Source organism: Micromonospora sp. NPDC048898, from assembly GCF_043198035.1.
In the GTDB taxonomy this organism is placed as follows: domain Bacteria; phylum Actinomycetota; class Actinomycetes; order Mycobacteriales; family Micromonosporaceae; genus Micromonospora.
Genome location: NZ_JBICUF010000017.1, coordinates 57442 through 81887, shown reverse-complemented (window position 1 = coordinate 81887; position 24446 = coordinate 57442). Strand labels below are relative to the sequence as shown.

General features: G+C 72.8%; 28 protein-coding genes. 14 read left to right on the top strand and 14 right to left on the bottom strand.

Translation table 11 applies throughout. The features are described 5' to 3' along the window. Positions 1-21 precede the first annotated feature (21 nt). The 6 genes from ACGFIQ_RS30710 to ACGFIQ_RS30685 all read left to right on the top strand — a co-directional run bounded on the left by ACGFIQ_RS30710 (position 22) and on the right by ACGFIQ_RS30685 (position 6351). Positions 22-1341, top strand: a complete 1320-nt coding sequence (locus ACGFIQ_RS30710; protein WP_393249040.1) for a sensor domain-containing protein — start codon at positions 22-24, stop codon at positions 1339-1341. Continuing rightward, positions 1338-1988 (top strand): response regulator, encoded by a 651-nt coding sequence (locus ACGFIQ_RS30705; protein ID WP_393248980.1) that lies wholly within the window; start codon positions 1338-1340, stop codon positions 1986-1988. The genes ACGFIQ_RS30710 and ACGFIQ_RS30705 overlap by 4 nt, the downstream gene beginning before the upstream one ends. Positions 1989-2113: 125 nt before the next feature. Further along, on the top strand, positions 2114-3316 hold the full coding sequence (locus ACGFIQ_RS30700) for a serine hydrolase domain-containing protein (RefSeq protein ID WP_393248979.1): 1203 nt from the start codon (positions 2114-2116) through the stop codon (positions 3314-3316). An 80-nt stretch (positions 3317-3396) separates the two neighbouring features. Continuing rightward, positions 3397-4164: a glycerophosphodiester phosphodiesterase gene (locus ACGFIQ_RS30695; RefSeq protein WP_393248978.1), complete on the top strand. Its 768-nt coding sequence runs from the start codon at positions 3397-3399 to the stop codon at positions 4162-4164. Between the two features lie 19 nt (positions 4165-4183). Next, positions 4184-5578 (top strand): MFS transporter, encoded by a 1395-nt coding sequence (locus tag ACGFIQ_RS30690; protein ID WP_393248977.1) that lies wholly within the window; start codon positions 4184-4186, stop codon positions 5576-5578. A 56-nt stretch (positions 5579-5634) separates the two neighbouring features. Further along, a complete protein-coding gene (locus ACGFIQ_RS30685) occupies positions 5635-6351 on the top strand; it encodes a thymidine kinase (protein ID WP_110566938.1) in 717 nt (238 codons plus the stop codon). Here ACGFIQ_RS30685 and ACGFIQ_RS30680 read toward each other — a convergent pair. The 3 genes from ACGFIQ_RS30680 to ACGFIQ_RS30670 are packed head-to-tail and all read right to left on the bottom strand — an operon-like array spanning position 6318 to position 9167. After that, entirely contained in the window at positions 6318-7532 is a 1215-nt protein-coding gene (locus ACGFIQ_RS30680) for a low temperature requirement protein A (protein WP_393248976.1), read from the bottom strand. The two genes, ACGFIQ_RS30685 and ACGFIQ_RS30680, sit on opposite strands and share 34 nt — an antisense overlap. Beyond that, on the bottom strand, positions 7529-8722 hold the full coding sequence (locus ACGFIQ_RS30675) for a low temperature requirement protein A (RefSeq protein WP_393248975.1): 1194 nt from the start codon (positions 8720-8722) through the stop codon (positions 7529-7531). Before ACGFIQ_RS30675 ends, ACGFIQ_RS30680 begins: the two co-directional genes overlap by 4 nt. Next, positions 8709-9167 (bottom strand): hypothetical protein, encoded by a 459-nt coding sequence (locus ACGFIQ_RS30670; protein ID WP_393248974.1) that lies wholly within the window; start codon positions 9165-9167, stop codon positions 8709-8711. The genes ACGFIQ_RS30675 and ACGFIQ_RS30670 overlap by 14 nt, the downstream gene beginning before the upstream one ends. 137 nt (positions 9168-9304) lie before the next feature. On the opposite strand from ACGFIQ_RS30670, the gene ACGFIQ_RS30665 reads away from it, so the two are divergent. The 4 genes from ACGFIQ_RS30665 to ACGFIQ_RS30650 all read left to right on the top strand — a co-directional run bounded on the left by ACGFIQ_RS30665 (position 9305) and on the right by ACGFIQ_RS30650 (position 13093). Then, positions 9305-11008, top strand: a complete 1704-nt coding sequence (locus tag ACGFIQ_RS30665) for an acyl-CoA dehydrogenase family protein (RefSeq protein WP_393248973.1) — start codon at positions 9305-9307, stop codon at positions 11006-11008. A 28-nt stretch (positions 11009-11036) separates the two neighbouring features. Then, positions 11037-12200, top strand: coding sequence for a PQQ-binding-like beta-propeller repeat protein (locus tag ACGFIQ_RS30660; RefSeq protein WP_393248972.1), 1164 nt, complete (start codon positions 11037-11039; stop codon positions 12198-12200). A gap of 81 nt (positions 12201-12281) precedes the next feature. Next, positions 12282-12653 (top strand): VOC family protein, encoded by a 372-nt coding sequence (locus ACGFIQ_RS30655; protein WP_393248971.1) that lies wholly within the window; start codon positions 12282-12284, stop codon positions 12651-12653. A gap of 32 nt (positions 12654-12685) precedes the next feature. After that, on the top strand, positions 12686-13093 hold the full coding sequence (locus ACGFIQ_RS30650; RefSeq protein WP_357067471.1) for a RidA family protein: 408 nt from the start codon (positions 12686-12688) through the stop codon (positions 13091-13093). A 31-nt stretch (positions 13094-13124) separates the two neighbouring features. On the opposite strand, the gene ACGFIQ_RS30645 is transcribed toward ACGFIQ_RS30650, so the two are convergent. The 8 genes from ACGFIQ_RS30645 to ACGFIQ_RS30610 form a co-directional block, all read right to left on the bottom strand. Next, the gene (locus ACGFIQ_RS30645) at positions 13125-14123 is read right to left on the bottom strand and encodes a tyrosine-type recombinase/integrase (RefSeq protein ID WP_393248970.1); all 999 of its coding nucleotides are present in this window, start codon (positions 14121-14123) and stop codon (positions 13125-13127) included. A 67-nt stretch (positions 14124-14190) separates the two neighbouring features. Beyond that, complete coding sequence (locus tag ACGFIQ_RS30640; protein ID WP_393249039.1) at positions 14191-14616, bottom strand: Hsp20/alpha crystallin family protein; 426 nt, start codon at positions 14614-14616, stop codon at positions 14191-14193. Between the two features lie 102 nt (positions 14617-14718). Beyond that, positions 14719-15207, bottom strand: coding sequence for a GNAT family N-acetyltransferase (locus ACGFIQ_RS30635; protein ID WP_393249038.1), 489 nt, complete (start codon positions 15205-15207; stop codon positions 14719-14721). A gap of 36 nt (positions 15208-15243) precedes the next feature. Next, complete coding sequence (locus tag ACGFIQ_RS30630) at positions 15244-16869, bottom strand: ABC-F family ATP-binding cassette domain-containing protein (RefSeq protein WP_393248969.1); 1626 nt, start codon at positions 16867-16869, stop codon at positions 15244-15246. Positions 16870-17192: 323 nt separating this feature from the next. After that, entirely contained in the window at positions 17193-17606 is a 414-nt protein-coding gene (locus tag ACGFIQ_RS30625) for a DUF6069 family protein (RefSeq protein ID WP_393248968.1), read from the bottom strand. A gap of 76 nt (positions 17607-17682) precedes the next feature. Beyond that, positions 17683-18159, bottom strand: coding sequence for a MarR family winged helix-turn-helix transcriptional regulator (locus tag ACGFIQ_RS30620; protein WP_393248967.1), 477 nt, complete (start codon positions 18157-18159; stop codon positions 17683-17685). Positions 18160-18211: 52 nt separating this feature from the next. Then, entirely contained in the window at positions 18212-18727 is a 516-nt protein-coding gene (locus tag ACGFIQ_RS30615) for a DUF2087 domain-containing protein (RefSeq protein WP_393248966.1), read from the bottom strand. Positions 18728-18845: 118 nt separating this feature from the next. Next, complete coding sequence (locus ACGFIQ_RS30610; RefSeq protein WP_393248965.1) at positions 18846-19349, bottom strand: MarR family winged helix-turn-helix transcriptional regulator; 504 nt, start codon at positions 19347-19349, stop codon at positions 18846-18848. Positions 19350-19417: 68 nt separating this feature from the next. Here ACGFIQ_RS30610 and ACGFIQ_RS30605 point away from each other — a divergent pair, with 68 nt between their 5' ends. Next, entirely contained in the window at positions 19418-20650 is a 1233-nt protein-coding gene (locus ACGFIQ_RS30605) for an MFS transporter (RefSeq protein WP_393248964.1), read from the top strand. Between the two features lie 64 nt (positions 20651-20714). Here ACGFIQ_RS30605 and ACGFIQ_RS30600 read toward each other — a convergent pair whose 3' ends face one another. Beyond that, a complete protein-coding gene (locus ACGFIQ_RS30600; protein ID WP_393248963.1) occupies positions 20715-20906 on the bottom strand; it encodes a DUF397 domain-containing protein in 192 nt (63 codons plus the stop codon). Then, complete coding sequence (locus tag ACGFIQ_RS30595) at positions 20897-21664, bottom strand: DUF5753 domain-containing protein (protein ID WP_393248962.1); 768 nt, start codon at positions 21662-21664, stop codon at positions 20897-20899. The genes ACGFIQ_RS30600 and ACGFIQ_RS30595 overlap by 10 nt, the downstream gene beginning before the upstream one ends. A gap of 235 nt (positions 21665-21899) precedes the next feature. On the opposite strand from ACGFIQ_RS30595, the gene ACGFIQ_RS30590 reads away from it, so the two are divergent. The 3 genes from ACGFIQ_RS30590 (at position 21900) to ACGFIQ_RS30580 (ending at position 23488) form a co-directional block, all read left to right on the top strand. Continuing rightward, positions 21900-22193, top strand: coding sequence for a hypothetical protein (locus tag ACGFIQ_RS30590; protein WP_393248961.1), 294 nt, complete (start codon positions 21900-21902; stop codon positions 22191-22193). Next, on the top strand, positions 22193-22438 hold the full coding sequence (locus tag ACGFIQ_RS30585; protein ID WP_357523850.1) for a flavin reductase: 246 nt from the start codon (positions 22193-22195) through the stop codon (positions 22436-22438). The genes ACGFIQ_RS30590 and ACGFIQ_RS30585 overlap by 1 nt, the downstream gene beginning before the upstream one ends. A gap of 132 nt (positions 22439-22570) precedes the next feature. Next, a complete protein-coding gene (locus tag ACGFIQ_RS30580; RefSeq protein ID WP_393248960.1) occupies positions 22571-23488 on the top strand; it encodes an SDR family NAD(P)-dependent oxidoreductase in 918 nt (305 codons plus the stop codon). An 87-nt stretch (positions 23489-23575) separates the two neighbouring features. Here ACGFIQ_RS30580 and ACGFIQ_RS30575 read toward each other — a convergent pair whose 3' ends face one another. Further along, entirely contained in the window at positions 23576-24070 is a 495-nt protein-coding gene (locus ACGFIQ_RS30575; protein WP_393248959.1) for a CAP family protein, read from the bottom strand. Positions 24071-24446: the final 376 nt, after the last annotated feature.

The window sequence follows — 24446 nt, the reverse complement described above, 5'->3', positions numbered from 1 at the left end:
CGGGGCGTCCACGCGGCGGTCGTGGCCCCGTTGCACAGACGTGCGGGCCGTGAGCTGGCGTTCTGCCTCGCCGAGCTGCCATTCCTCGTGGTCAACCCGGTGGCGCTCTTCGTTGTCGCGGTGGACCTGAGCTGGTTGGTCAGCAACGGCGCGCGGGGTAACCCCGCCCCGACCGACCTGGTCGTCGCCGTTGTCAGCGTGGGACTGCTGCTCGTGCTGCTGGTGTCGACGACGGCGGCGCGCAGGCTCGGCGCACTGCACCGCTCGCTCGCGGCCCGGCTGCTCGGGGTCCGGGTCGCGGCGCCGCCGCCGGTGCGCGCGAGTCAGGCCTGGCCCGGGCCGCGCGACAGGGCCGGTTGGCGGGTCGTCGGGTATCTGCTGGCCAGGCTGCCGGCCAGCCTGATCGAGCTGTACGCCGTGTTCTTCTGGATCGGCGGCCTGGTCAACCTGAGCTACCCGTTGTTGTGGGGGGCGTTCCGCAACCACCCGCCGGGGGTTCGACTGGACCCGGTGCCGGTGTTCACGCCGTTCGGGTTGTTCGCCGACGGCACGTTCCGCGTCGCGACCCTCGGCGGCACGTTCGCCGCCGCGGCGGCGGGAGCCGCGATGCTGCTGGCCGCACCGTGGGTGACCAGAGCCGTCACGTCCGCCGACGCCTGGCTGATCCGGAGTCTGCTCGGGCCGGGGCGGCTGGCGCAGCGGGTCCACGAGCTGGAGCTGACCCGGGCATCGGCCGTGGACGACTCCGCCGCCCTGCTCCGCCGGCTGGAACGCGACCTGCACGACGGCGCGCAGATCCGGCTGGCCACGCTGGCCATGAACCTCGGCATGGCCCGCCGCAAGCTCGGCGACGGCGACCAGGTCGCGGACGCCGCCGCCGTCCGCGACCTGGTCGACGCCGCGCTGCGCGGCGCCAAGGACGCACTCGGCGAACTACGCAGTCTGACCCGCGGGATCCACCCGCCGGTGCTCGACAACGGGCTGGCCGACGCCCTCGCCTCGCTGGCCGCCGACAGTGCGATCCCGGTCAAGCTGGAGATCGGCATTCCGGTCCGGCCCACCCCCGCGATCGAGACCATCGCGTATTTCTGCGCCGCCGAACTGCTGGCCAACGCCGCCAAACACGGCTTCGCGAATACCATTGCCGTCCAAGTGGCGGGCGGGCGGGGACTGCTGCGGCTCAGCGTCGCCGACGACGGCGCCGGCGGCGCCGACCCGACCCGGGGCACCGGGCTGTCCGGGCTGGCGCAACGGGTCGCCGTGGTCGACGGCACGCTGACCATCGTGAGCCCGCCCGGTGGCCCGACAACGGTCACCGTCGAGCTTCCGATGCGCGCATGAGCGTACGCGTGGTGATCGCCGAGGACGCCGCCCTGTTCCGGGCGGGGCTCACCCGCCTGATCGAGGACCACGGCCACCAGGTGTGCGCCGCCGTGGGCGACGGTGACACGCTGCTGACCGCGGTGAGCGCGCATCGGCCCGACGTCGTGGTGGCCGACATCCGGATGCCGCCGACGCACACCGACGAAGGGCTGCGCGCCGCACTCGAGATCCGCCGCCAGCACCCCCGCACGGGGGTACTGGTGCTGTCGCAGTACATCGAGACCAGGTACACGGCCCGGCTCCTGGAAGGCAACGCGGCGGGCGTCGGATACCTGCTGAAGGAACGGGTGGCCGACGTCGCGGAGTTCGCCGACGCGCTGCGCCGGGTCGCCACCGGCGGCACGGCGCTCGACCCGGAGGTCATCGGTCAACTGCTGCGCGTCTGCCGTCGTGCCGACGGGGTGGCGGCGCTGACCCCGCGCGAGCGCCACGTCCTCGCGCTGATGGCGGAGGGTCGCTCGAACGCCGGCGTCGCCGACGCGCTCGCGGTGACCGGCGGCACCGTGGAGAAACACGTCGCGAGCATCTTCGACAAGCTGGGGCTGCCCCCGGCCGAGGCCGACAACCGCCGTGTCCTCGCGGTCCTGCGCTACCTCAGTTCGTAGGTCCGCGCCGGCCCGAGGTGCTGGGGGCAAACCCCCGCGTCGTACCCGGGGTTTTCCGGTTGGTGCGGACATCGAGGTTCTTCGTAGCGTTTGGGGGCAGACATCGTCCCGAAGGGAGCCCTCAGATGAGCGTGGTTTTCGCAGGCCGGAAGGTGGCGCGGTGGCGCGCGGTCGTGGTGGCCGCGACAGTGGCGGCGGTGCTGGCCACCCCGCTCGGCCCGGCGGCCGGGTCAGCCACGCCGCCCACCCCGGATCACCGGTCCACGGCCACGGTGCTCCAAGGCGGCCTCGACGACCTGCACGGCCTGGGCGTGTCCGGGACGCAGGGCCTGGTCCGCGACGCGGGCCGGGTGACCGCCGCGCGCAGCGGTGTGGCCGACCTGGACACCGGGGCGCCGATGCCCGTCAACGGGTACTTCCGGATCGGCAGTACCACGAAGACGTTCGTATCGGTGGTGGTGCTCCAACTCGTCGGCGAGGGCCGGATCCGACTGGACGACCCGATCGAACGCTGGCTGCCCGGCGTCGTCACCGGCAGCGGCAACGACGGCCGGTACGTCAGCGTTCGCCAGCTCCTGCAACACACCAGCGGCCTCTACGATCCCACCGGCGACCTCGCCGCCCTGCGATCGGCCGACGAGTTCCTGGCGCACCGCTTCGACCACTACACCGAGGCGCAGCAGGTGGCGACCGCGATGCGGCACGCGCCGCTGTTCGCCGCCGGCACCGGTTGGAGCTACTCGAACACCAACTACCTGCTGGCCGGGATGCTCGTCGAACGCGTCACCGGACACCTGTGGCACACCGAGGTGCGTTCCCGGATCCTGCTGCCGCTGCGCCTGACCCACACGTTCTACCCGGGTGACCAGCCGACCCTGCCTCGCCCGCACGCCAACGGGTACCGGCAGTTCGCGCCCGGCGGGGAACTGGTCGACACGACCGTGTTCAACCCAACGGTGACGGCCTCGGCCGGCGGCCTGGTCAGCACCCCCAGCGACCTGGCCCGCTTCTGGCAGGCGGTCGGCCGCGGTCAGCTCCTGCGGCCGGCACAGCTGGCCGAACTGCACCGGACCGTGCTGGCCGACGGGTTCCAGGGCATCCGACCGGGCATCCGTTACGGGCTGGGGATCATGTGGATACCCAACCGGTGCGGCGGCTCCTGGGCGCACGTCGGCTCCATGCCCGGGATGAGCACCCTCGCCGCGGTCAGCCCGGACGGGCGCCGCTCGACGGTCCTGTACCTGGCCACCGAGCTGGCTGACCCGGGTCCGGCGGTGGCGGTCATCCAGCGGCAGATGACCCTGCTGGACGACCTGATCTGCGGCTGACGCCCCGCGGGGCGGCGCGGGCGGGCGACAGACGCCGGCCGGCCACCCGCCGGCCACCGACCGGGGGCATACTGCGTCGCGTGTTGACCCGATTCGGCTACCTGGACGCGCCCGCGCCGCTGGCGTTCGCCCACCGTGGCGGCGCCGCCGAGGGCGACGAGAACACCGCCGAGGCGTTCGCCCGCGCCATCGGGCTCGGCTACCGGTACGTGGAGACCGACGTGCACGCCACCGCGGACGGCGTGGCGGTGGTCTTCCACGACCCGACGTTGCGACGGGTCACCGGCGAGGCGGGGCGCATCGCCGAGCTGAACTGGGCCGACCTCGCCTCGGTACGCGTCGGCGGCGCCGCCGTCGTACCCCGGCTCGACGAGGTGCTGGGCGCCTGGCCGCAGGTCCGCTTCAACATCGACGTGAAGGCCGACGGCGGCGTCGAACCGGCGGTCGCGACGGTGACCCGGGCCGGCGCCGGAGACCGCGTGTTGCTCGCGTCGTTCAGCGACGCCCGCCTGACCCGGCTACGCGCGCTCACGCAGGGGCGGGTGGCGACCAGCCTCGGCATGCGCGGGGTCGCCCGGCTGCGGCTCGCGTCCCTGCACGGGCGGCCGCTGCGGCTGCCCCCGTCGGTGGTCGCCGCGCAGGTGCCACCGCACTACGGGCGGGTGCCGGTGGTGGACCGCCGATTCCTCGACTACTGCCACCGGCTCGGCCTTCAGGTGCACGTCTGGACGATCGACGAACCCGCCCAGATGCACGACTTACTGGATCGTGGCGTGGATGGCATCATGACCGATCACGTCGGCGTGCTGCGCGACGTCTACCGCAGCCGCGGCCACTGGGCCGCCTGATCCGTCGAAGGACCCCCGGATGGCCGAGACCGTGACGCCCACGGTGGACGACACCCCGCCCGCGTCGAGCACCCGCCGCGAGCGCAGGGGCTGGTACATCTACGACTGGGCGAACTCCGCGTTCCAGACCACGGTGATCACCGTGTTCCTCGGTCCGTTCCTGACCACCGTCGCCGAGCTGGCCGCCGGCTGCGAGTTGGGCGCGGACACCTGCGACGGGTACGTGCACCCGCTGGGCATCCGGGTCGCGGCCGGGTCCTACTACCCGTACCTGATCTCGCTGTCGGTGTTTCTCACCGTGTTCGTGCTGCCGGTCATCGGGGCGATCGCCGACCGGTCGGCGCACAAGAAGCGGCTGCTCGGCGGGGCCGCGTTCACCGGTGCCGGCGCGACCATCGCGATGGCCTTCGTCACCGGCGACCGCTACCTGCTCGGTGGGGCGTTGTTCCTGGTCGCCAACATCTCCTTCGGCGCGGCGGTCGTGGTCTACCACTCGTTCCTGCCGCAGCTCGGCGGCCCCGACGAACGCGACGGCATCTCCAGCCGCGGCTGGGCGATCGGCTATCTCGGTGGTGGTCTGCTGCTGGCGCTCAACCTCGTCGCGATCACCCTGCTCGACGAGGGGGACAACCCGCAACGCACCCTGGACCTGGCCCGCTGGTCGATCGTGTCCGCCGGGGTGTGGTGGGCGGTGTTCACGCTGGTGCCGCTGCGCTGGATGCGCGAGCACCCCAGCGCGGCGGCCCTGGCCGGTGGCGGCGGCAACGTGGTCACCGACGGGTTCCGTCAGCTCGGCCGGACCATGCGGGAGATCAAGGCGTACCCGTTGACGTTGTTCTTCCTGCTCGCCTTCCTGGTCTACAACGACGGCATCCAGACCGTCATCACCCTGTCCAGCCAGTACGGCACCGAGGAGCTGCGCCTGGAGCAGAGCACCCTGATCATCACGATCCTGCTGGTGCAGTTCCTCGCCTTCGGTGGCGCGCTGAGCCTCGGCGCGTTGGCCAGGCGCATCGGCGCGTGGAAGACCGTGCTGCTCAGCCTGGTGCTCTGGACCGCTGTGATCATCGGCGCGTTCCGGCTGCCCGCCGAGGCGCCGGTGCCGTTCATGATCCTCGGCGCGAGCATCGGCCTGGTCCTCGGCGGCAGCCAGGCGTTGAGCCGGTCGCTGTTCAGCCAGCTCATCCCGGTCGGCAAGGAAGGCGAGTACTACGGCTTCTACGAGATCAGCGACAAGGGCACCAGCTGGCTCGGCCCGCTCGCCTTCGGCCTGGTGTTCCAGCTCACCGCCTCCTACCGGGTGGGCCTGGTCTCACTGCTGATCTTCTTCGTGGTCGGCTTCCTGCTCCTGGCCGCCGTGCCGATCCGCCGTGCCATCGTCGCCGCGGGCAACACACCACCGCGGGTGCTCTGAGCACGCGTCCTGCGCCCGACAGATCAGCCTCGGCCGATCGGCTAGGCTGCCCGACCGTGACAGACGACGCCGCCACCGCTCCGACCTGCCTGGCTCACCCGTTCCCCGGCCAGCCGCACGCACCGGCCGGGTGCGCGGCCGCGCGTGGGCTCGACGGGCGGCCGGTGCACGCCGCGGCGTTGAAGTTCTTCTGGGGGCCGATGGACTGCGGCAAGTCGACGATGGCGTTGCAGATGAACTACAACCACGCCCGGCAGGGCCGTCGTGGGCTGGTCACCACCCGCATCGACAGGTCGTTGGGGCCGCAGGTCACCACCCGCATCGGCCTGGCCCACGAGGCCATCGAGGTCACCGACGACCTGGACCTGCGGGCCCTGGTGCGCGGCCGGTGGGCCGACGGGGTACGCGTCGACTACCTGATCTGCGACGAGGCGTGCTTCTACACCGTCGAGCACGTCGAGCAGATGGCCGAGTTGGTCGACAGCTACGACGTGGACGTGTTCGCGTTCGGCCTGGCCACCGACTTCCGCTCGCAGCTGTTCCCCGCCGCGCAGCGGCTGTTCGAGTTGGCCGACGAGGTGGCCCGCATCCAGGTCGAGGTGCTCTGCTGGTGCGGCCGGGAGGGGCTGCTCAACGCCCGCGTGGTCGACGGGCGGGTGGTCCGCGAGGGCGCTCAGGTCGTCATCGGCGACACCGTGGACACGGCCGAGGTGCGCTACCAGGTGCTGTGCCGCCGGCACTACCGCAGCGGCGACCTCGGCCCCCGCGACTGAGCGGCCCGCCGCGACGACACCCAGTCGGCCACGATCACCGCGCCGGTGATCAGCAGCGCGGCCGAGGCAGCCACCGCGAGTGTCACCCGCAGCGCGACCGCCGGCACGCTCAGCGCGAGCAACAGCACAGTCGCGGCGGCCCGGGCGACGCTCCCGCCGTCGCCGAGCGCGAACTGGTACGCGGCGTGCCCGGCCAGGAACAGCGCGGGACCGCCCAGCACGACCAGAGCGGTCGCCCAGCCGACCGGTTCACCGGGAGCGTGCAGCAGGAGCTCGTCGCCGACCGCCGTGACGACGATGCCGGCCACCATCACCGGGTGCAGGTAGTTGAACACCAACCGCGAGAGCCGGCCGGCCCGCCGGCCCGCCCCGGCCAGTGCCAGCATGGCGGCCTGGGCCCGGTCGAAGTACACCCACCACAGGGCCGCCGAGCCCGCGAAGGCGAGCAGGAAGGCGGCGATCGTCACCCGGTCCAGCTGCTGCGTCAGCGTCCGTCCGGTGATCAGGATCGACTCTCCCAGCGCGATGAGGATGAACGCCTGGCAGCGTTCGGCCAGGTGCCCGCCCTCCACCTCCCAGTGCTCGGGGGTGCTGCGCCCCAACCCGGGCACCGGAAACCCGGTCGCCAGCCCGATGGCGTCGACGCCGATCACCGCGATCCAGATCACCTCCCGGGCCGGGGTGTCCACCAGCGCGCCGACGACCGCGAGCGTGCTGGTGGCGGTAACCCAGACGACGCACTGGCGGAAACTGTCACCCAGCCCGGGTTGCCCGCGGATCGCCCACATGGCGAAGACCGTCCGCCCCACCTGCACCGCCGCGTAGGCCGCGGCGAAGAGCATGCCGTTGTCGCCGAAGGCGCCAGGCAGCGCCGCGGCGAGCAGCAGGCAGCCCAGCGACGCCAGCAGCAGGGTGACCCGCACCGGGGTCCGATCCGGGTGTAACCAGTTGCCCGCCCACACGGTGTAGATCCAGACCAACCACACCAGGCCCAGCAGGACGGCGGTCCGGCCGGCGCCCGGCCAGCCGAGGTCGTCGCTCAGGTAGTGCGACAACTGGGTGATGGTGAAGACGTAGACCAGGTCGAAGAACAGCTCGGTGGAGGTGGTCCGCTCCACCCCGCGACGCGGGCGCAGCAACTGCGGGTGCAGCGGACGGCTGTTCGGCCCCGAGCCGGTCACCGCACACCCCGCTGCACCCGGGACCGGTCGGCCACGATCACGGCGACGGTCACCGCCAGCGCCAGCGCGGCGCACACCGCGACGGGCAGGCCCAGCCCCACAGCGACCGGCATCAGCGCGAGCAGCACCAGCACCGCCGTGATCCGGCTGGTCGGCAGGTGTCGCCACAGCAGCGCCTGGTACGCGCCGTGCCCGGCCAGGAACAACGCCGGCCCGCCCAGGACGAACAGTGCGGCGACGGTGGTGGCGGGCGCGCCGGGCTCGCGTAGCAGCGACTCGTCGCCGGCGGACACGACGATCACGCCGGCGACGATCACCGGGTGCAGGTAGTTGAACGCGACCCGGCTCAACGCGCCGGTGCGCTCCCCCGCCCCCGCGATGACCTCGGTCGCGGCCGGGGCCGACCGGGCGAAGTACACCCACCACAGCGCCACCGAACCGGCGAACGCCAGCAGGAACGCCCCCGACGTCACCAGGTCCACGTGCGACGTGAGGGTGCTGCCGGTGACCAGGATCGACTCACCCAACGCGATCAGGACGAACGCGGCGCACCGTTCGGCCAGATGCCCACCCTCCACCATCCACCGTTCCGGGCGGCTGCGACCCCGCCCCGGCAGCGGGTAACCGATCAGCAGTCCGACGACCTCGATCACGATCACCGCCGCCCACAGCGTCTCCCGGGCAACCCCGGCGGCCAGGCCGCCGAGCACCACGAGCACCGACGTCCCGGTGATCCACGGCAGCGACTGTTGGAACCCGGCAACCAGCCACGGGCTGCCCCGTACCGCCCACAACGCGAACACGGTGCGTCCCAGCTGCACGGCAACGTAGATCACCGCGAAGAGCAGGCCGGTGCCGGCGAACGCCTGCGGGATCGCCGCCGACAACGACAGGCTGCCCAACGCCACGCCGATCAGCACCGTGCGCACCGGCCCCTGATCCGGTTGCAACCAGTTGGTCAGCCAGGTGGTGTAGACCCAGACGAACCAGACCAGGGCCAACAACAGCGCGGTACGCGCGGCACCCCGCCAATCTGGGTGGGCGATCAGGTAGTGCGACAGCTGGGTGATGGTGAAGATGAAGACCAGGTCGAAGAAGAGCTCCGTCGAGGTGGTCGGTTGCACTCCTTCGCGCGGGCGCAACAACTGCGGACGTAGCGGGGTGGTGGCGGGTGACTCAGAAGGGGTCACCGCACACCCGCCAGTCCCCGTCCTCGCGGACCACCGGTAGGCGGCGTTCCTCGCTGCGCCCGCCGTCGCGGGTCACCTTCACCGTCACCGTCCCGTGCGGGCGTCCGCTGCGGGTGGCCACCGACACGTCGGTGATCTCGTAGTCGGTGACCATCGGCGGTGTCCGCACCCAACTGGTGAAGCCGATCGCGCTCCACCGGCTGCGGGCGTCGGCGCAGAGCCGCTCGTACGCCCGGTCGCTGTCGCCCAGTGCCACCTCGCTGAGGAAGTCGTCGGCGGTTTCCCGGATCGGGCCGGCGGCCTGCCGGACGGTCTGCAGGTTCCAGGCGGCCAGCCCGGCCACCCCGACGCAGCACAGCGCCACGCCGAACCCGGCGAACGCGAGCCCGGTGCGCATCGGGCGGTTGCGCCGGGCCGGTCGGCTCCACGACTGGCCGGCACCCACGACTACCGACCGTAGAGAACACGATCGCACTGAAGTGTGACAAGTCGGAAATCAGCGACAGGTGACTGCCCTGTTCGGACCGGCCACGGATCGTCTACGGTCGGCGCACACCCCCGAGCAGTGCCAGGAGCCGATCGATGAGCCGCTTCGTGCAGCCGCCACCACCTCCCGTCGATCCGTACGCCGGTGACGGCCTGCTGCGGTCCTGGCTGGAGCGCCACCTGGGCCCAGCCGGGCACGCCACCGCGAAGGGCCGCCTCGCCGACCTGGCCGCCGACGTCACCGGGCCGCTGCGCGCGGCGCACGCCGACGCGGAGGCGCACCCGCCGACGCTGGTCCGCTACGACCCGTGGGGCGCTCGGATCGACCGGATCGACACCTCCGCCGGCTGGCAGGCGCAGCGCGCCGCCGCCGCCCGACACGCCGTGGTCGCGCTGCCCTACCTTCCGGACGCCCGCGGCACCTGGGGCGCCGCCGCGCGGGTCGTGCAGCACGCCCTGCTGCACCTGTACGGGCCGGAGTCGGCGACGTTCTCCTGCCCGGTGGCGATGGCCGACGGGGCGGCGGCGCTGCTCAGCACCCCCGACGTGGACGCCGGGGTCCGCGACGCATGGCTGCCCCGGCTGATCTCCACGGACCCGGCCACCGCGATCACCAGCGGGCAGTGGATGACCGAGGCGCAGGGCGGCTCCGACCTGGGCCGTTCCAGCACCATTGGCCGACCCGCGGCGGACGGCTCCTGGCGGCTGACCGGGGAGAAGTGGTTCTGTTCCGCCGCCGACGCGGCGATGGCGGTGGCGCTGGCCCGACCGGAGGGCGCCGGGCGGGGCAGCCGGGTGCTCGCACCGTTCCTGGTCCCCCGCTACGCGGCCGACTCGCCGTTGAGCATCGGCGAGGCGCCGGGCGCGCCCGCGTCGGGTGTCACCGTGCACCGCCTCAAGGACAAGCTCGGCACCCGCGCGCTGCCCACCGCCGAGATCGGTCTGCACGACGCGTACGCGCTTCCGCTGGGTGATCCGGCGGTGCCCGGCCTGGTGCGGGCGATGACCCTGGTCGTGGTGACCCGGGTGCACAACGCCGCCGCGGCGGCAGGTGGGATGCGCCGCGGGCTGGACTACGCCCGCGCCTACGCCGAGGTGCGGCACGTCGCCGGCGGGCCGCTGGCGTCCTCGCCGCTGCACCGGGCCACCCTGGGCACCCTCGCGGTCGACGCGGCGGGCGCGTTCGCCCTCGCCGGGCACGCGTTCGCGCTGCTCGGGCGGGTCGAGGTGGGCGCCGACCCGCAGGCCGCGGCGGAGCTGCGCATCGTGGCGCCGCTGGCGAAGCTGGCCACCGGCCGGCTCGCCGTCAGCTCCGCCAGCGAGTACGTGGAGAGTTTCGGCGGGGCCGGTTACGTGGAGGACACCGGCGTGCCCCGGCTGCTGCGCGACGCGCAGGTGCTGCCGATCTGGGAGGGCACCACGAACGTGCTGGCCCTGGACGTGCTGCGCGCGTTGACCCGGGAGGACGCCGGGGCGCCGGTGCTGCGCCGGCTCGCCGCCGCCGTCGACCTGGCCCGACCGCTGTCGCCGACGCTTGCCGACACCCTGGCCGCCGCCGCCGCGCAGCTGGGCGACACCATCGCCGCGGTCACCGCCGATCCGAGTGCCGCGGCGGTGCAGGCCGGTGCCCGTGGCCTGGCGCTGCGCCTGGCGTACGCGCTGAGCACCGCGCTGCTCGTCGAGCACGCCGCGTGGGGTGACGAGCGGGCGGAGTTGGCGGCCCGGCTGTGGGCGCGGCGCTGGCTGCGGCACGAGGAGATCGCCGAGGACGCCCACCACCACCTGGAGCTGCTCTGCTGAGCGGCCGGGGCGAGCGCGGGCAGGAGCCATGTCGGTGCTGATCGAGCTGGGTGACGACCGGGGCGCACCCCTGGACGAGCGCGGGCCACCGCCGCCGGTGTCGCGCCGGTGGCGGGTGGCGCTGCTACTGGTGGCGTGCGCCCTGCTCGGCGGCGCGACCGGGCCCGCGCACCTGACGCCCCGGGTCGGGCCGACGGTGCCCGCCGGGGCGACAGTGCTCGGCGCGGGGCCGCTGCTGCTCGTCGTCGACCCCGGCACGAACCCGCCGACGCTGAGCGCCTACGACTCGGCCGCGCCGAACGGCCCACCCCGGTGGCGGGTCACCGTGCAGTCCGCCGCCGGGTGGTTCGCCGAGGTCGCCGGCGAGCTGCTGCTGCTCGTCGAACGCGACCAGACGCGCGGGGCGCGGGTGACCACCGCGCGGTCGATGCGGACCGGCCAGCTTGTGTGGGGGCGACGCGAGCGGGTGTACGCGGCCGGAGACGCGCCGGTCGCGGTGAGCGAGGTGCGCAGTGCCTCCGAGCCGGGACGGCGGGTCGAGGGCGCGGTGCACGGTGTCGATCCGGCGACCGGCGCGACCCGCTGGTCGGTCCCGGTGCCCTCCACGGCGGTGCTGCGGGCGCTGCCCGGGCGGTTGCTGCTGGTGCAGGACGACGGGCTGGCCCGGCTGCTCGACGCCCGCGACGGCACGGAACGGGGGCGGGGACAGCTTCCGCCGGCCGACTACGGCCCGGACAACCCCCAGGTCGTCGGCGAGCACCTGGTGCTGCGCCACCCCAGCGGCGGCGGGCCGGCGCTGACCGGGTACGACCTGCCCGGCCTGACGCCGCGGTGGCGGCTGCCGGTCGAGCCGGGTGAGCTGACCCTGCGGCCCTGCCAGGGCCTGGTCTGCGGGCAGGACGAGCGGGGCCGCTGGGCGATCGAGGCGGGCACCGGGGCGCGGCGCTGGACGTGGCCGGACGGGGCACGCTGGCGCACGGTGCCGGGCTCCCGGGTGCCCACGGAACCCCTGGTGGTGCTGGGGTTGGCGGCGGACGGGAAACGCACCCTGGTCGCGACGGTGGGACGCGACGGACATCGGGTGTCGGCGGTGCTCCCGGCGGGGCTGACCGACTGCCGGTGGGTCGGCAGCGGTCTCATCTGCCGCGACGGCACCGCCCGCGTGACGCTCTGGCCCCTCGCCGCCCCCTGACCGTCCGAGCCCGGTACGACGTTTGACCGGGGCGGGTGTCGCGGGAGGGTTCCTGTCGGACCCGCGCCCCATACTGCCGACGTGACAGCTTCCGCCGACCTCGCCATGGTCAACCTCGACAGTTCCGACCCCGCCGGCCACGCCGCGTTCTATCACGAGGCACTCGGTTGGGAGATCACCCACAGCAACGCCGAGTACGCGATGATCAGCTCCGGGGCCGTCTCCATCGGTTTCGGTCTGGTCGAGGGCTACCAGCCGCCGGCCTGGCCCGACCCCGCCGGCAGCAAGCGCTACCACCTCGATCTCTATGTCGACGACCTCGCGGCGGCGACGGACAGGTTCGTCGCCGCGGGCGCGTCCAAGCCGGATTTCCAGCCCGGCGGCGACAGGTGGGTGGTGCTCCTCGACCCGATCGGCCAGCCGTTCTGCATCTGCCCCCGCCCCCAGAGCTGAGACGTCTCGGCGCAACCACCGAAGGAGCCCGCATGGCCATCACTCTCGTCAACCCCGATGGGTTGCCCAAGCCGGACGTCTACCGTCAGTTGTCGATCGCGACCGGGTCCAAGCTGGTCTTCCTCGCTGGTCAGGTGGCCCGCGACGCCGACGGGCGCAAGGTCGGCGAGGGAGACTTCGCCGCCCAGGTGGAGCAGTGCTATCTCAACATCGGCACCGCCCTGGCCGAGATCGGCGGGTCCTTCGCCGACGTGGCGAAGCTGACCATCTACGTCGTCGACTGGTCTGCCGACAAGATGCCGCTGTTGGGCGAAGGTGTCGCCCGGGCTGCCGCGAAGCTGGGAGTCGACCCGGTCAAGCCCATCACGCTGCTGGGCGTCACTGCTCTGGGCGAGCCTGATCTGCTCGTCGAGGTCGAAGCCACAGCGGTTCTCGACTGACCGCGCAGCCCCACCGTCGGGCGTGTGAAGGTCAGGCCCGGCGGCGGGACCGGGCCGCCCACACCGCGTACGCCGGGTCCCGGTCGAGGTTGTGCCGGTCGCGGTCGTAGCGGCGGGTGGTGCGCGGGTCGGCGTGACCCATCGCGTCCTGCACGTCTTCCAGCGGCACGCCCTCGGAGCGGGCGGTGGTGGCGAAGGCGTGCCGCAGCGAGTGCGGGGACAGCTTCGCCCAGGCCGGGATGCCGGCGGCGCGGGCGAGTCGGCGGACCATCCGGAACACCGAGTGCCGGTCCAGTCGGGCGCCGCTGGCGGTGACCAGCAGTGGGCCGGTCAGCTGTGGCACCGGCACGCCGGTGGCGGCGGCCCGCTGGGCCAGGTAGGCGTCGACCGCGTACCCGGTGCCGGGGGTGAGGGCGCGGCGGCGTTGCTTGCCGCCCTTGCCGACGAAGCGCACGCTGCGGTGCCCGCGTTCGGTGCCGAGGTCGGTCAGGTCCAGCGAGATCAGCTCCCCGACCCGCAGGCCCAGGTCGGCCAGGAGCGCGAGCGCGGCCCGGTTGCGCGCGGCGGTCGGGCCGGTGTCGGCGTCGGCGGCGCCGAGCAGCGCGTCCACCTCCTCCGGGGTGAGCCCGATGGTCGCGGAGTGGTCCCGGTCGACGCGGGGCCTGTCGACTCCGGAGACCGGGTTGGCCGCCACGCCGCCGAGCTTGACGAGGAAGTCGTACCAGCTGGACAGCGCGGAGAGCCGACGGGCCACGGTGGCCGGGGTCAGCGGCCTGCCGCTGCGGGCGCCGATGGTGGCCTCCAGCGCCCGGGCGTACTCGTTGACGTGCAGGAACGTGACCCGCAGCGGGTCCAGGTCGCGGCTGGCACACCAGCGCAGCCAGCCGGTGACGTCGCGGCGGTAGGCGTCGCGGGTGTGCTCGGACAGCCGCCGGTTACGCAGCCACGCCTCGGTGACCTCGATCGGTCCGCTCGGCAGCGCGGGCGGCGCGGACGGGCGGACCGGCACCGGGGCGTCGGAGATCACCATGTGAAAAAGGCTCTCAGCCTCGGGTGGGATCAGCGCGCAGGCGCGCCGAACCCACCCGTCACCGTGATCAGGCGTTGATCTGCCGGCGCCCGTCGCCGTTGGAGCTGATGGTCACGCGGCGCGGCTTGGCGCGCTCGGCGACCGGGATGCGCAACGTCAGCACCCCGTGCTCGTAGCCAGCTTCCAGCTTGTCGGTGTCCAGTGTGTCGCCCAGGAACAGCCGCCGGGTGAAGGTGCCCATCGGGCGTTCGGCGGCGACCAGCTCGACGCCGTCGCCGGTGGGCCGGCGACGCTCGGCGCGGACGGTGAGCACGTTGCGCTCCACGGTGCAGTCGATGCTGTCCGGGTCGACGCCGGGAAGGTCGAACGCCGCGTAGAAGTGGTCGCCGTCGCGGTAGGCGTCCAGGTGCATCATCGCGGGGCGGGCTGCCGTACCGAAGAACTGCTCGGCGAGTCGGTCGATCTCGCGGAAGGGGTCGGTACGCATCAACATGGTCATGCCTCCTCGGTTCTCCTGGCCGAAGGTGATGAGTTGAGCCGGGGTGACTCAACTTCCTCTTCTTATTTAACGCATCCGCCGGCCGGCGTCAACCGCTCACCGCAACCGCTTCTCGAACCAGTGCTCGGCGTAGGGGTCGTGCGAGTACGCGGGGATCTCGGTGTAGCCGTGCCGGGCGTACAGGGCGCGGGCCTCGACCAGGTCGGCACGGGTGTCGAGCCGGATCCGGTCCGCCCCGGCCGCGCGGGCCCGCTCCTCGACGGCGGCCAGCAGCGCGGCGCCGCCACCCGCGCCCCGATGGGCGGGTCGGACGAACACCCGGGTCAGCTCCGCCCCGCCGGGCTGCCAGCGCAGCCCGGCGCAGCCGGCCACCTCGTCGCCGCGGTGGGCGAGCAGGAGCAGCCCGGTGGGCGCGGTCAGGTCGTCGCTGGGCAGCTCGGTCAGAGCCCGTTCGACCTCGCCGGGCAGGGCCGGGCGACGGTGGTAGCGAACCACCATCTCGGTCATGTACTCGTGCAACAGCAGCACGGCGTCGGGGTGGTCGGGCCGGGCAGCGGTGGTTGCCCAGGCGGACCGGGCGGTCATGGTCACCCGCTGATCATGACCGCCCGGTCAACGGTTTTATCCGGTCGCCTGGGCTCGCGCACCCGGTGTCGACGACTCGCCGATCCGCAGGCGCGGCCAGTCGGACAGGTCCCGCAGTAGCTGCCGGTCGTGGGTGGCGATGACGACGGCCGCGCCCGTGTCGCGGATCGCGGCGGTCAACTCGTCGGCCATCCTCGACGACAGGTGGTTGGTCGGCTCGTCGAGCAGGATCAGCGTGGGCCGCCCGGCCAGCACCAGCGCCAGGTCGAGGCGGCGCCGCTGCCCCTGCGACATCCGCCCCACCGGTGTACGCAGCGCGGCGGAGTCCAGCAGACCAAGCGCCGCGAGCGGTACGGCGTCCGCGTCGGAGAGCACCCCGCGAGCGACGAGCGAGCCCACCTGGCGGGTGTACACCTCGTCGGCGTCGAGTTCGGGAGCCTGCTCGGCGGTCTCCTGGCTGAGCCGGGCGATGCGGGCCTGCCGCGCCGTCCAGGCGTGACCGTCGGTGGGTTCGAGGGCTCCGGCCAGCACCGCGAGCAGTGTGGACTTCCCGGCGCCGTTGGGTCCGGTGACGAGCAGCCGGTCGCCGCCGTCGATGGTGAGGTCGATCGGACCAGCGAGCCGCCCGTCGACGGCGACGCCCTGCGCGCATACCTGTGGCGCGCCGGGGCGTACGCCAAGGTTCGGGAACCGCAGCGCCAGCGGTGGTTCCGGTACGTCGATCCGGTGCGCCCGGAGTGCGTCCTGCTGCCGGTGGAGAGCCTGCACGACGCTCGGTGCGCGGGACTGGCGCTGGTGTTTGCCGGTCCCCTTGTCCGGCCGCCACCCGGTGGAGAGCCGGTCGCGGGCCGCCGACACCGCGTCCTGTAGTCGGCGGTGCTCGGCCTGCTGCTCCTCGTACTCCTGCTGCCAGCGCTCCCGCTCGCGACGCCGCGCGTCCTGCCAGGCGTCGTACCCCCCGGCGTAGAGCCGCGGCGTGTCGTCGCGGGTCGGGTCGAGGTCGAGGAACCGGTCCGCGACGTCGCGCAGCAACGCCCGGTCGTGGCTGACGATGGCGAGGCCGCCGGGGTGATCGCGCAGCCGGCGGGTCAGGAAGTCCAGGCCGTCGGCGTCGAGGTGGTTGGTGGGCTCGTCGAGCAGCAGCACGTCGTGTCGCACGCCGAGCAGGCAGGCCAGTCGCACCCGGTAGCGCTGGCCGACCGACAGCGTCGCCAGGGGGCGGTCGCGGTCCGGGCAGGCGTCGAGGGCCTCCAGCGCCACGTCGACGCGGCGTTCGGCGTCCCACGCGTCGAGCCGGGTGGCCTCGTCGAGCGCGGCGGCGTAGCGGTCCCCGGCGCCCGGATCACCCGTGGCGACGGCGAAGGCTGCCTCATCCAGCGCCGCGAGGGCCGACAGTGATGCGGTCAGCGCCTCGGACGTCAGGGTGCCGACAGTCTCGCCGTCGCGCGCGGGCAGTTCCTGGCGGGCCAGGCCGATCGCGCCGGCCCGCCGCACGGTGCCGTCGTCCGGTGTGATCAGCCCGGCGAGGACGTGCAGCAACGTCGTCTTGCCGCGACCGTTCTCGCCGACGACCGCGACCCGTGACCGGGCGGAGACGGTGACCGACACATCCCGCAGGACGCGACGGGACCCACGGGTGACGGTGATGCCGGTGGCGCGCACGTGCGCGCTGCCGCCGGCCTCGACGGGCGAGGAGAGGGGTTCGGGGTTTGGGGTTTGGTGTGAGGGTCAACGGTGCTCCGCAGCTCGCGATTGAGCCGGGCAGCAGCCAGTGGCCGCCCGGCGGGAACCGGGACGGCGAGCGCGGATTCAGCAGAGGGAAGGGCGCCGCCGTCAGCGGGCGAAGCGGACCTTCTGCGACCAGATACCTCGTGCCATGACGGCGATGCTAGCAACCTCGCGGTGCCCCGACCACACGGTTTGCGCCCACCCCGTCGCCCCGGAGGGCTGGGGTGGGCGGCGACAACCCAGCGGGCCGGGTGCCGTCAGCGGCGAGGGCGGGGCAGCAGGGCGATCAGGGGGATCGCCACGGCCAGGTGCGTCGCGCCGAGGGTCAGCTTGGCGCCGCCGGTGGCCTCGACGCCGAGCAGGGGGAAAAGGGAGACCACCGTCACCACCACAGCGAGGGAGATCCAGACCGGCCGGGCGACCCGTGGGGCGAACCGTTCCAGCAGTGCCAGCGCCGCCCACCCGAGCAGGGCGGCGCCCAGGGCGACCACGAGGATCGCGCCCGCCCCGATGTCGGTGGCGGGTTGACCGGGGTTCTCGACGGTGTAGTCGACTCCGGCCAGCGCGCCGATCGCCCAGATGGCCAGGGCGGCCACCACGGCGGCGGCGACGCCGAGGGCGCGGCGGCGCAGGGTGGAGGTGGTGGGGGTCGTGACGGCGGCAGCGCTCATGACGGCTCCTCGTTCAGGGGAAACGAACGAGTACGACCGTAGCAGATAGTCTTGTTCGGAACTATCTTTCTCGGAACTAACAGCCCGAGCGGCCTCCCGGCGCGTACGGGGAGGTGGCCGCCAGCGGTCCGGTCACCAGGACCACCAGGGCCCGCAGGAACGCCTCCCGGTCCTGCTCGGGCAGGGTCGCGAGCAGGTCGTCCTGAATGCGCTGGACCACCTGCCGTGCCCGGTGCAGGACCTGCTCCCCCGCCGGCGTCACAGCGACCAGCCGGGCCCGCCGATCCGTCGGTGCCGGACGGCGCTCGGCCAGCCCGGCTCGCTCCAACTGGTCGAGCGTGACGACCATCGTGGTCTTGTCCACGCCGCACCGCTCGCCGATCTCCCGCTGGGTCAACTCGCCGGTGTGAGCCTGCGCCAGCACGTAGTGCGCCCGCGGCGAGATACCCAGCTCGGCCAGCCCCGCGGCATGCTCGGTCTGCAACGCGTGACTGGCCCAGGAGAGCAGGAACAGCAGATCGGGTGGGCCGTCGGCGGGCGTGCAGGAGGTCATGCGCCGAGGCTAGCAAGATCCTCCGCGACCAGACGGTTTGCGCCGTGGACGATCAGGCCCGCTGGTAGATGCCGTGCTCGCGGGTGAGCAACCGCTCGTCGACGAGATACCGACGCAGCGTGGCGTGGTCCGACCCGCCCGCCGCGCACCACGTCTTGAGCGCCTCGTCGACGGCCCGCTCCGGATAGCGGGTGCCCGGCTCGAACGACCGCTGCGCGATGTGCGTGAGCAGCACGCGCCGCCGTTTCGGCTGCGCCGGCAGGCCCACCAGGACGTCCCCGCGCAGGAAGGTCCGCAGCACCGGATCGGCGGCCGGGTCGGTGTCGTCGGCCGGGCGGCTGTCGCGGGCAGCCGCCCGCAACGACGCCTCGTCGGCCGCGAGTGCGCCGCCCACGTCGGTGACGAGGCCCGCGTCGGCGAGCCGGCGGACCCCGGTGAGCACGACCCGCGCCGGCAGGTCGGTCCGCTCGGCGACCTGCGTCGCGCTTGTCGCGCCCAGCACGATCGCCGCGAAGATCCGTCGCCGTCCGTCGTCGGCCAGGGCCCCGGCCAGAGCATGCGTAGTCACGCCGGTCACCCTCGCATCAGCGGTACGCGGACCGCCAGGCGTTTTCCGGCGCGCCGGGTTGGCCGCCGGCTGCTCGGCGAGCGACTCGGTCGGCCGTGTCGGCTGACCTACGGCCCGCTCAGTCGGCCGCCGGCTGCTCCGCGACGAGCAGCACACGGCGCAGCAGGTCGGCGAGCTGTCGCCGCTCGGTCGCCGTGAGCGCGCCGAGCAGCCGGTGCTCCTCCGCGCCCTGGATCTCCATGGCCCCGCGCCACGCCGCCTCTCCCTCGTCGGTGAGCTCGACGTCCACCCGCCGGCGGTCGGCTGTCGACGGAATCCGGCGCACGAAGCCCCGCCGCAGCAGGGCGTCCACCCGCGCGGTGATCGAGGCGGGAGCCATCGCGAGATCCGCGGCGAGGTCCGAGGGTGCCGCTCGGCCGCGGCGGCCGGCCAGGGCGTGCAGGGTGTCGTACTCGTGGACCGGCAGGTCGAGTTCGACCAGGACGCGTTCCTTGACCGAGCGCAGGTGCCGGGTCAGCTTGATCATCCTGGTCACCGCCCCCTCGACGTCCGTGTCGAGGTGCGGCACCACCGGCAGCCACCGCTCGATGTGGCTGTCGACGGTGTCGGAAGTCGTGGTCACCGCCCCAGCTTACCTCAGTATCGAAATATTCATTGCCGAAAAGTTCGGCGTCGAAGTACATTGCGAATATGACCCACCCTCTGCGCACCCGTTCGTTCCGGTTGCTGTTCCTGGGCCGGACCGTCTCCGCCGTCGGCGACGCGGTGGTGCCCACCGCGCTGGCCCTGGCCGTGCTGCGGGCCACCGGCTCCACCGGCGCGCTGGCCGTCGTCCTGGCCGCGGCGATGGTGCCCCGGCTGCTGCTACTACCCCTCGGTGGCGTCGTCGCCGACCGGTTCGACGCCCGGCGGGTCGCGCTGCTGGCCGACCTGGTCCGCTGCGCGACCCAACTCGCGGTCGGCATGGAGTTGCTTGGCGGCGATCCGTCACTGGCCACGGTCGTCGTCGCGTCCGCCCTCGGCGGCACCGCGTCGGCGTTCGCGATGCCGACCGCGTCCCCGCTGGTCGCCGGCACCGTCGAACCAGAGGGCCGGCAGCGGGCCAACGCCCTGATGGGGATCACCGCCAACGCCAGCCGTCTCGCCGGCCCGGCGTTGGCCGGCGCGCTGATCTGGGCTGCCGGGCCTGGCTGGGCGTTCATCCTCGACGGCGCGTCGTTCGCGCTGAGCGCCCTCCTGCTCGCGCTGGTGCGGATCCGCCACGTGCCGGTGCCCCACCGGTCCGTGCTCGCCGACCTGCGCCACGGTTTCGCGGAGGTCCGCGCCCGCGACTGGTTCTGGACCAGCCTGCTCGGGCACGGGGTGTGGAACGGCGCCGCCGCCGTGCTGATGACCCTCGGGCCGGCCGTCGCCATCGACCGCCTCGGCGGCGAGACGACCTGGGTGCTGTTGTTGCAGGCCGGCGCGATCGGCATGCTCACCGGCTCCCTGCTGGCCGGGCGGATCCGCCTGCGTCGACCGGTGTTGCTGGCCAACCTCGGGCTGGCCAGCTACGCCGCGCCGCTGCTCCTGCTCGCCATCGCCGCACCCGCCCCGGCCGTGATCGCCACCTACGCGGTGGCGCTGACCGCCCTCGGCTACCTCAACCCGGTCTGGGAGACCGTCGTGCAGCACCACTTTGCGCCGGAGGTGCTGGCCCGCGTCACCTCGTACGACTGGCTGGTGTCGCTGGCCGCCATGCCGCTGGGATACACGTTGGCGCCGCTGGCCGCCGACGCGTTCGGCGCGCCCGTACCACTGGCCGTCGCCGGCCTGCTGGTCGTCGCCTCCTGCGCGGGCACCGCGCTCGTCCCCGGCGTACGCCGACTGACGTGGCCAACGGCCCCGCAACCGCAACCGGCCGAACCCGCCGGTGTGCGCTGACGCCGGTCGGGCCCACGCGAAAGGCCCCCGACAAACGTCGGGAGCCTTTGTGCGGTGTCCTCGGTCAGCCGGCGTCGCGGGTCATGGCGACGAAGCCACGCCACGCCTGCGGGCTGAAGGTCAGCGTGCCGCCGTCGCGATCCTTCGTGTCCCGCACGAGGACCACACCCGGGAGGTTGTCGGCGACCTCGACACAGTCACCGCCGTTGCCGCCGCTCTTCGTGCTCTTACGCCACCGCGCACCGCTCATGTCCATGATGCTGCCGCTTCTCTGAGAAGGTCCAGGGAACGCCCTCGGGGCAGTGCCTCTCCGCGAATACACTCCCACCGTCGTTCGAGCTTAACAAGCTCCGATGCCTGATCGAGGATCTGCGCCTGGGCCGGGCCGTCGACGTGCGCGACGCGCGACCCGTCCGGCATGTCGGCGATGGCGAAAGGTCCATCCAGCCCGGGATAGCTGGGCGCGTCCAACGGGACGATGTGCAGCTGGACGCTGTCCGACTCGGCATGCTCGATCAGCCGGGCGAGTTGCGCCGCCATCAGGGCGCGGTCGTCACCGACGCGCCGCCGCAGCACCGCCTCGTCCAACACGGCGATCAGCAGCGGTCCACTGTCGCGGGTGAGGATCGCCTGCCGAGCAATCCGCGCCTCGGCGAACTCGACTACCGCGTCCGGTGCCAGCACCCCACCCGCCAGGGTCGCCCGCGCGTATGCCTCGGTCTGCAACAGACCGGGCACCCAGGCGAGTTGAAACGACCGCAGCGTCACCGCCTCGCGTTCGATGTCGACCCACCGCCGGAACCACACCGGTTCGCGACGACGGACGACGTCCGGCCAGAGCGCGTCGCTGTCCCGTGCCAGTAACTCCGCCACGGTCGAGCGGTGCCGGCTCTGTGGAATGTGGCCGGGGTTCGCCCATCTCGCGACGGTCTTCGGGTGTACGCCGATGCGACCGGCGAGACTCTCGGCGGTGTGCCCCGCCTCGGCGAGCGCAGCGACAAATGCGTGGTTCATGCCGTCCCTCCCTGGGGGCAAATCAGCCGTCCGAAGGAGATTACACAACGCTGTGTGATTGTCCGACAACCCTGGGCAATGTGGTGTGTGGACGGTGCGATCGGCGGGGCCCCGAACCCGACGGAAGCGCCCGACACGGGGGCCGCCCCGATGGCCGGGCGGCCCTCTCCCACGCCAGCAAGGGGAGAGCGATGCCAGACGAGCAAGCGGAGCCGAGGCAGCCGGAGGGGCGGCGATGACCGACCCACTGCGGGCCGGCGACGTGGTCCGGTTGACCACCGCCGCGAGCGTGCAGTTCAGCAGGCCGATCGTCGTACGGGTCATCCGGGAGCTATCCGACCGGCACACCTACGACGGCTGGCTCTGGCTGGACGCCTACGAGCTGAGCCCGAAGGGCGAGGCGATCGCACGCCGCGAGCTGTACGTGCGGCGCCACGGCGTGCAGGTGCAGTTCCGGGCCCCCCGCCGGGGCAACGAGACCCGCCCGCCCGCGCCGATCCGGCGCACCCGTCCCGTGCGGATGCAGTGATGCCCGAACGCCGCAAGCACCTCCCACTGCGCCCGTCGTGGCGCTGCCCGGTCTGCGGCATCCTGTGGCCGTGCTCGGCCGCGAAGCTGCGCCTGCTCGGCGAGTACCGCGAGGACCGGCCGGGCCTGTTGGCCCACCTGGCGACGGTGCAGGAGGCAGCCGAAGCCGACCTCACCGCGCTCAACCCGGGCGTCGCGCTGCCCGACCTGACCCCGCGTTTCGTCGGCTGGGCCGAGGCCCGCTAGGTGCCACTCGTCGGCAGTCCGTGCGGCGGGCGCGAACCTGGCCCTGCCACTACTAGGAAAAGCGGGACCAAGCCTGAACCCGGGGGATGCGGGAAGAGTGGGTCACCAGGCACGACGAGAGGAATGGGACACATGGCACAGCGCATCGAGACTCCGTTCGGGTTCAGCTCCACCGCCGCCGAGGTGCTCGCTGGCGTGGACCTGAGCGGCCAGCGCGCGATCATCACCGGCGGCGCGGGCGGAATCGGCGTGGAGACCGCCCGCGCCCTCGCCGGCGCGGGTGCGGAGGTCGTGTTGGCGGTCCGCCGCACCAGCGTCGCCGAAACGGCCATCGCGGACATCACGGCGACAACGGGAAACACCGCCATCAGCGCCCGGGAACTCGACCTGGCCGACCAGGGATCGGTGCGCAGGTTCGTCGACGGGTGGGACCAGCCTTTGCACATCCTGGTCAACAACGCCGGGATCATGGCGCTGCCGCACCTCCAGCACACCCCCGAGGGCTGGGAGATGCAGTTCGCCACCAACTACCTGGGCCACTTCGCGCTGACCCTCGGGCTGCACGACGCGTTGGCCGCCGCCGGTGGCGCACGTATCGTCTCGGTCGCCTCCAGCGGGCACCTGTTCTCCCCTGTCATCTTCGACGACCTGCACTTCCGATTCCGCCCGTACGACCCGTTCCTCGCCTACGGGCAGTCCAAGACCGCGGAGGTGCTGCTCGCCGTCGAGGCGACCCGACGCTGGTCCGGCGAGGGCATCTACGCCAACGCGCTGAACCCCGGCGCCATCGCGACCGGCCTGCAGAAGCACACCGGCGGGCTGCGAACGCCCAAGGAACAGCACAAGACCCCGGAGCAGGGCGCCGCTACCACCGCCCTGCTGGCCGGCTCGCCACTTGTCGACGGCGTCGGCGGGCGCTACTTCGAGGACGTCACCGAGGCCCCGGTGGTCGACGAGAGGCCTCCGAACTACGCGGGCGTCGCCCGGTACGCGCTCGATCCGGCCAACGCGCAGCGGCTGTGGGACGTGGCCGTCGGGCTCCTCAGCTGAGAACACCCCGGCGGTCTGCTGCTCGACTGGCGCAGACCGGGGCGCACCGGCCGCTCGCCGGTACGCCCCACCCGAGGGATCGGTGTGTCAGCTCGCGGGCCCCACGTTCATCACGTACTGGCCTTCCATGTTTCCGGGCAGCGAGAAGTTGGCCACGATGAAGGTCTCCCACCACTTCGTGCCCTGGCCGGCGACCCGCCCTACGCCCAGCTTCGTGGTGTTCTTCCAGACCAGTGCGGTGAAGTGCCCGATGGGCTTCGTGGGGTCGATGGGTTCGCCCGTGGCGAAGTCGTAGTTGCTGTGCTCGGCGTACCAGTTGTCTACCGCGGCAGTTCCCGAGCCCGCCGTGGGGCCGGTTGAGGCGCCCGCCCACGACGCGTTCTCACCGGTGTCCGGTCGCAGGCCCTCGTGGGTGAGCTTGGTGCTCTCGGCCATGAAGGACGCCCTCGACTTCGCATACTCCACGAGTTCCGGATCGAGGGTGAGCGGCGACGATCCGTGCCGTGCCCGCAGTTGGTTGACCTTGGTCAGCACCTCCTGCAGGAACTCGTCGTTGGTTCGATCAGAGAATCCAGCTCGCATGATGTGACACCCCTCTTCGGAAGACGAACGGCGGAAGATCTGCCCCCTGGCGGGTGGCTCGGCCCTGGACGGCTCGCACCGGGGCTGGGCGGCCATCGGCAGCCTTCCATTCGCCAACGCGAAAAGGCCGTCACTGAAGGTGACGGAACAATGACAGAGAGGCAAGTCGGGGTCTCGCCGATGAACCCGTGCGGAGACGCTGCGGCGAAACTGGCCGCAACGCTCCAGGTGACCGGGTAGCCGGGCGTGGACGTGGGCGTCAGCGCCACGTTGTGCCAGACCCTGAACGACATCAGTGGCGGGACAGCGAATTTCCTGTTCGCTGCCACAACGGCAATTTCGCACCCCGCCGCGTTCACCTCAAGACTGCGCCCCG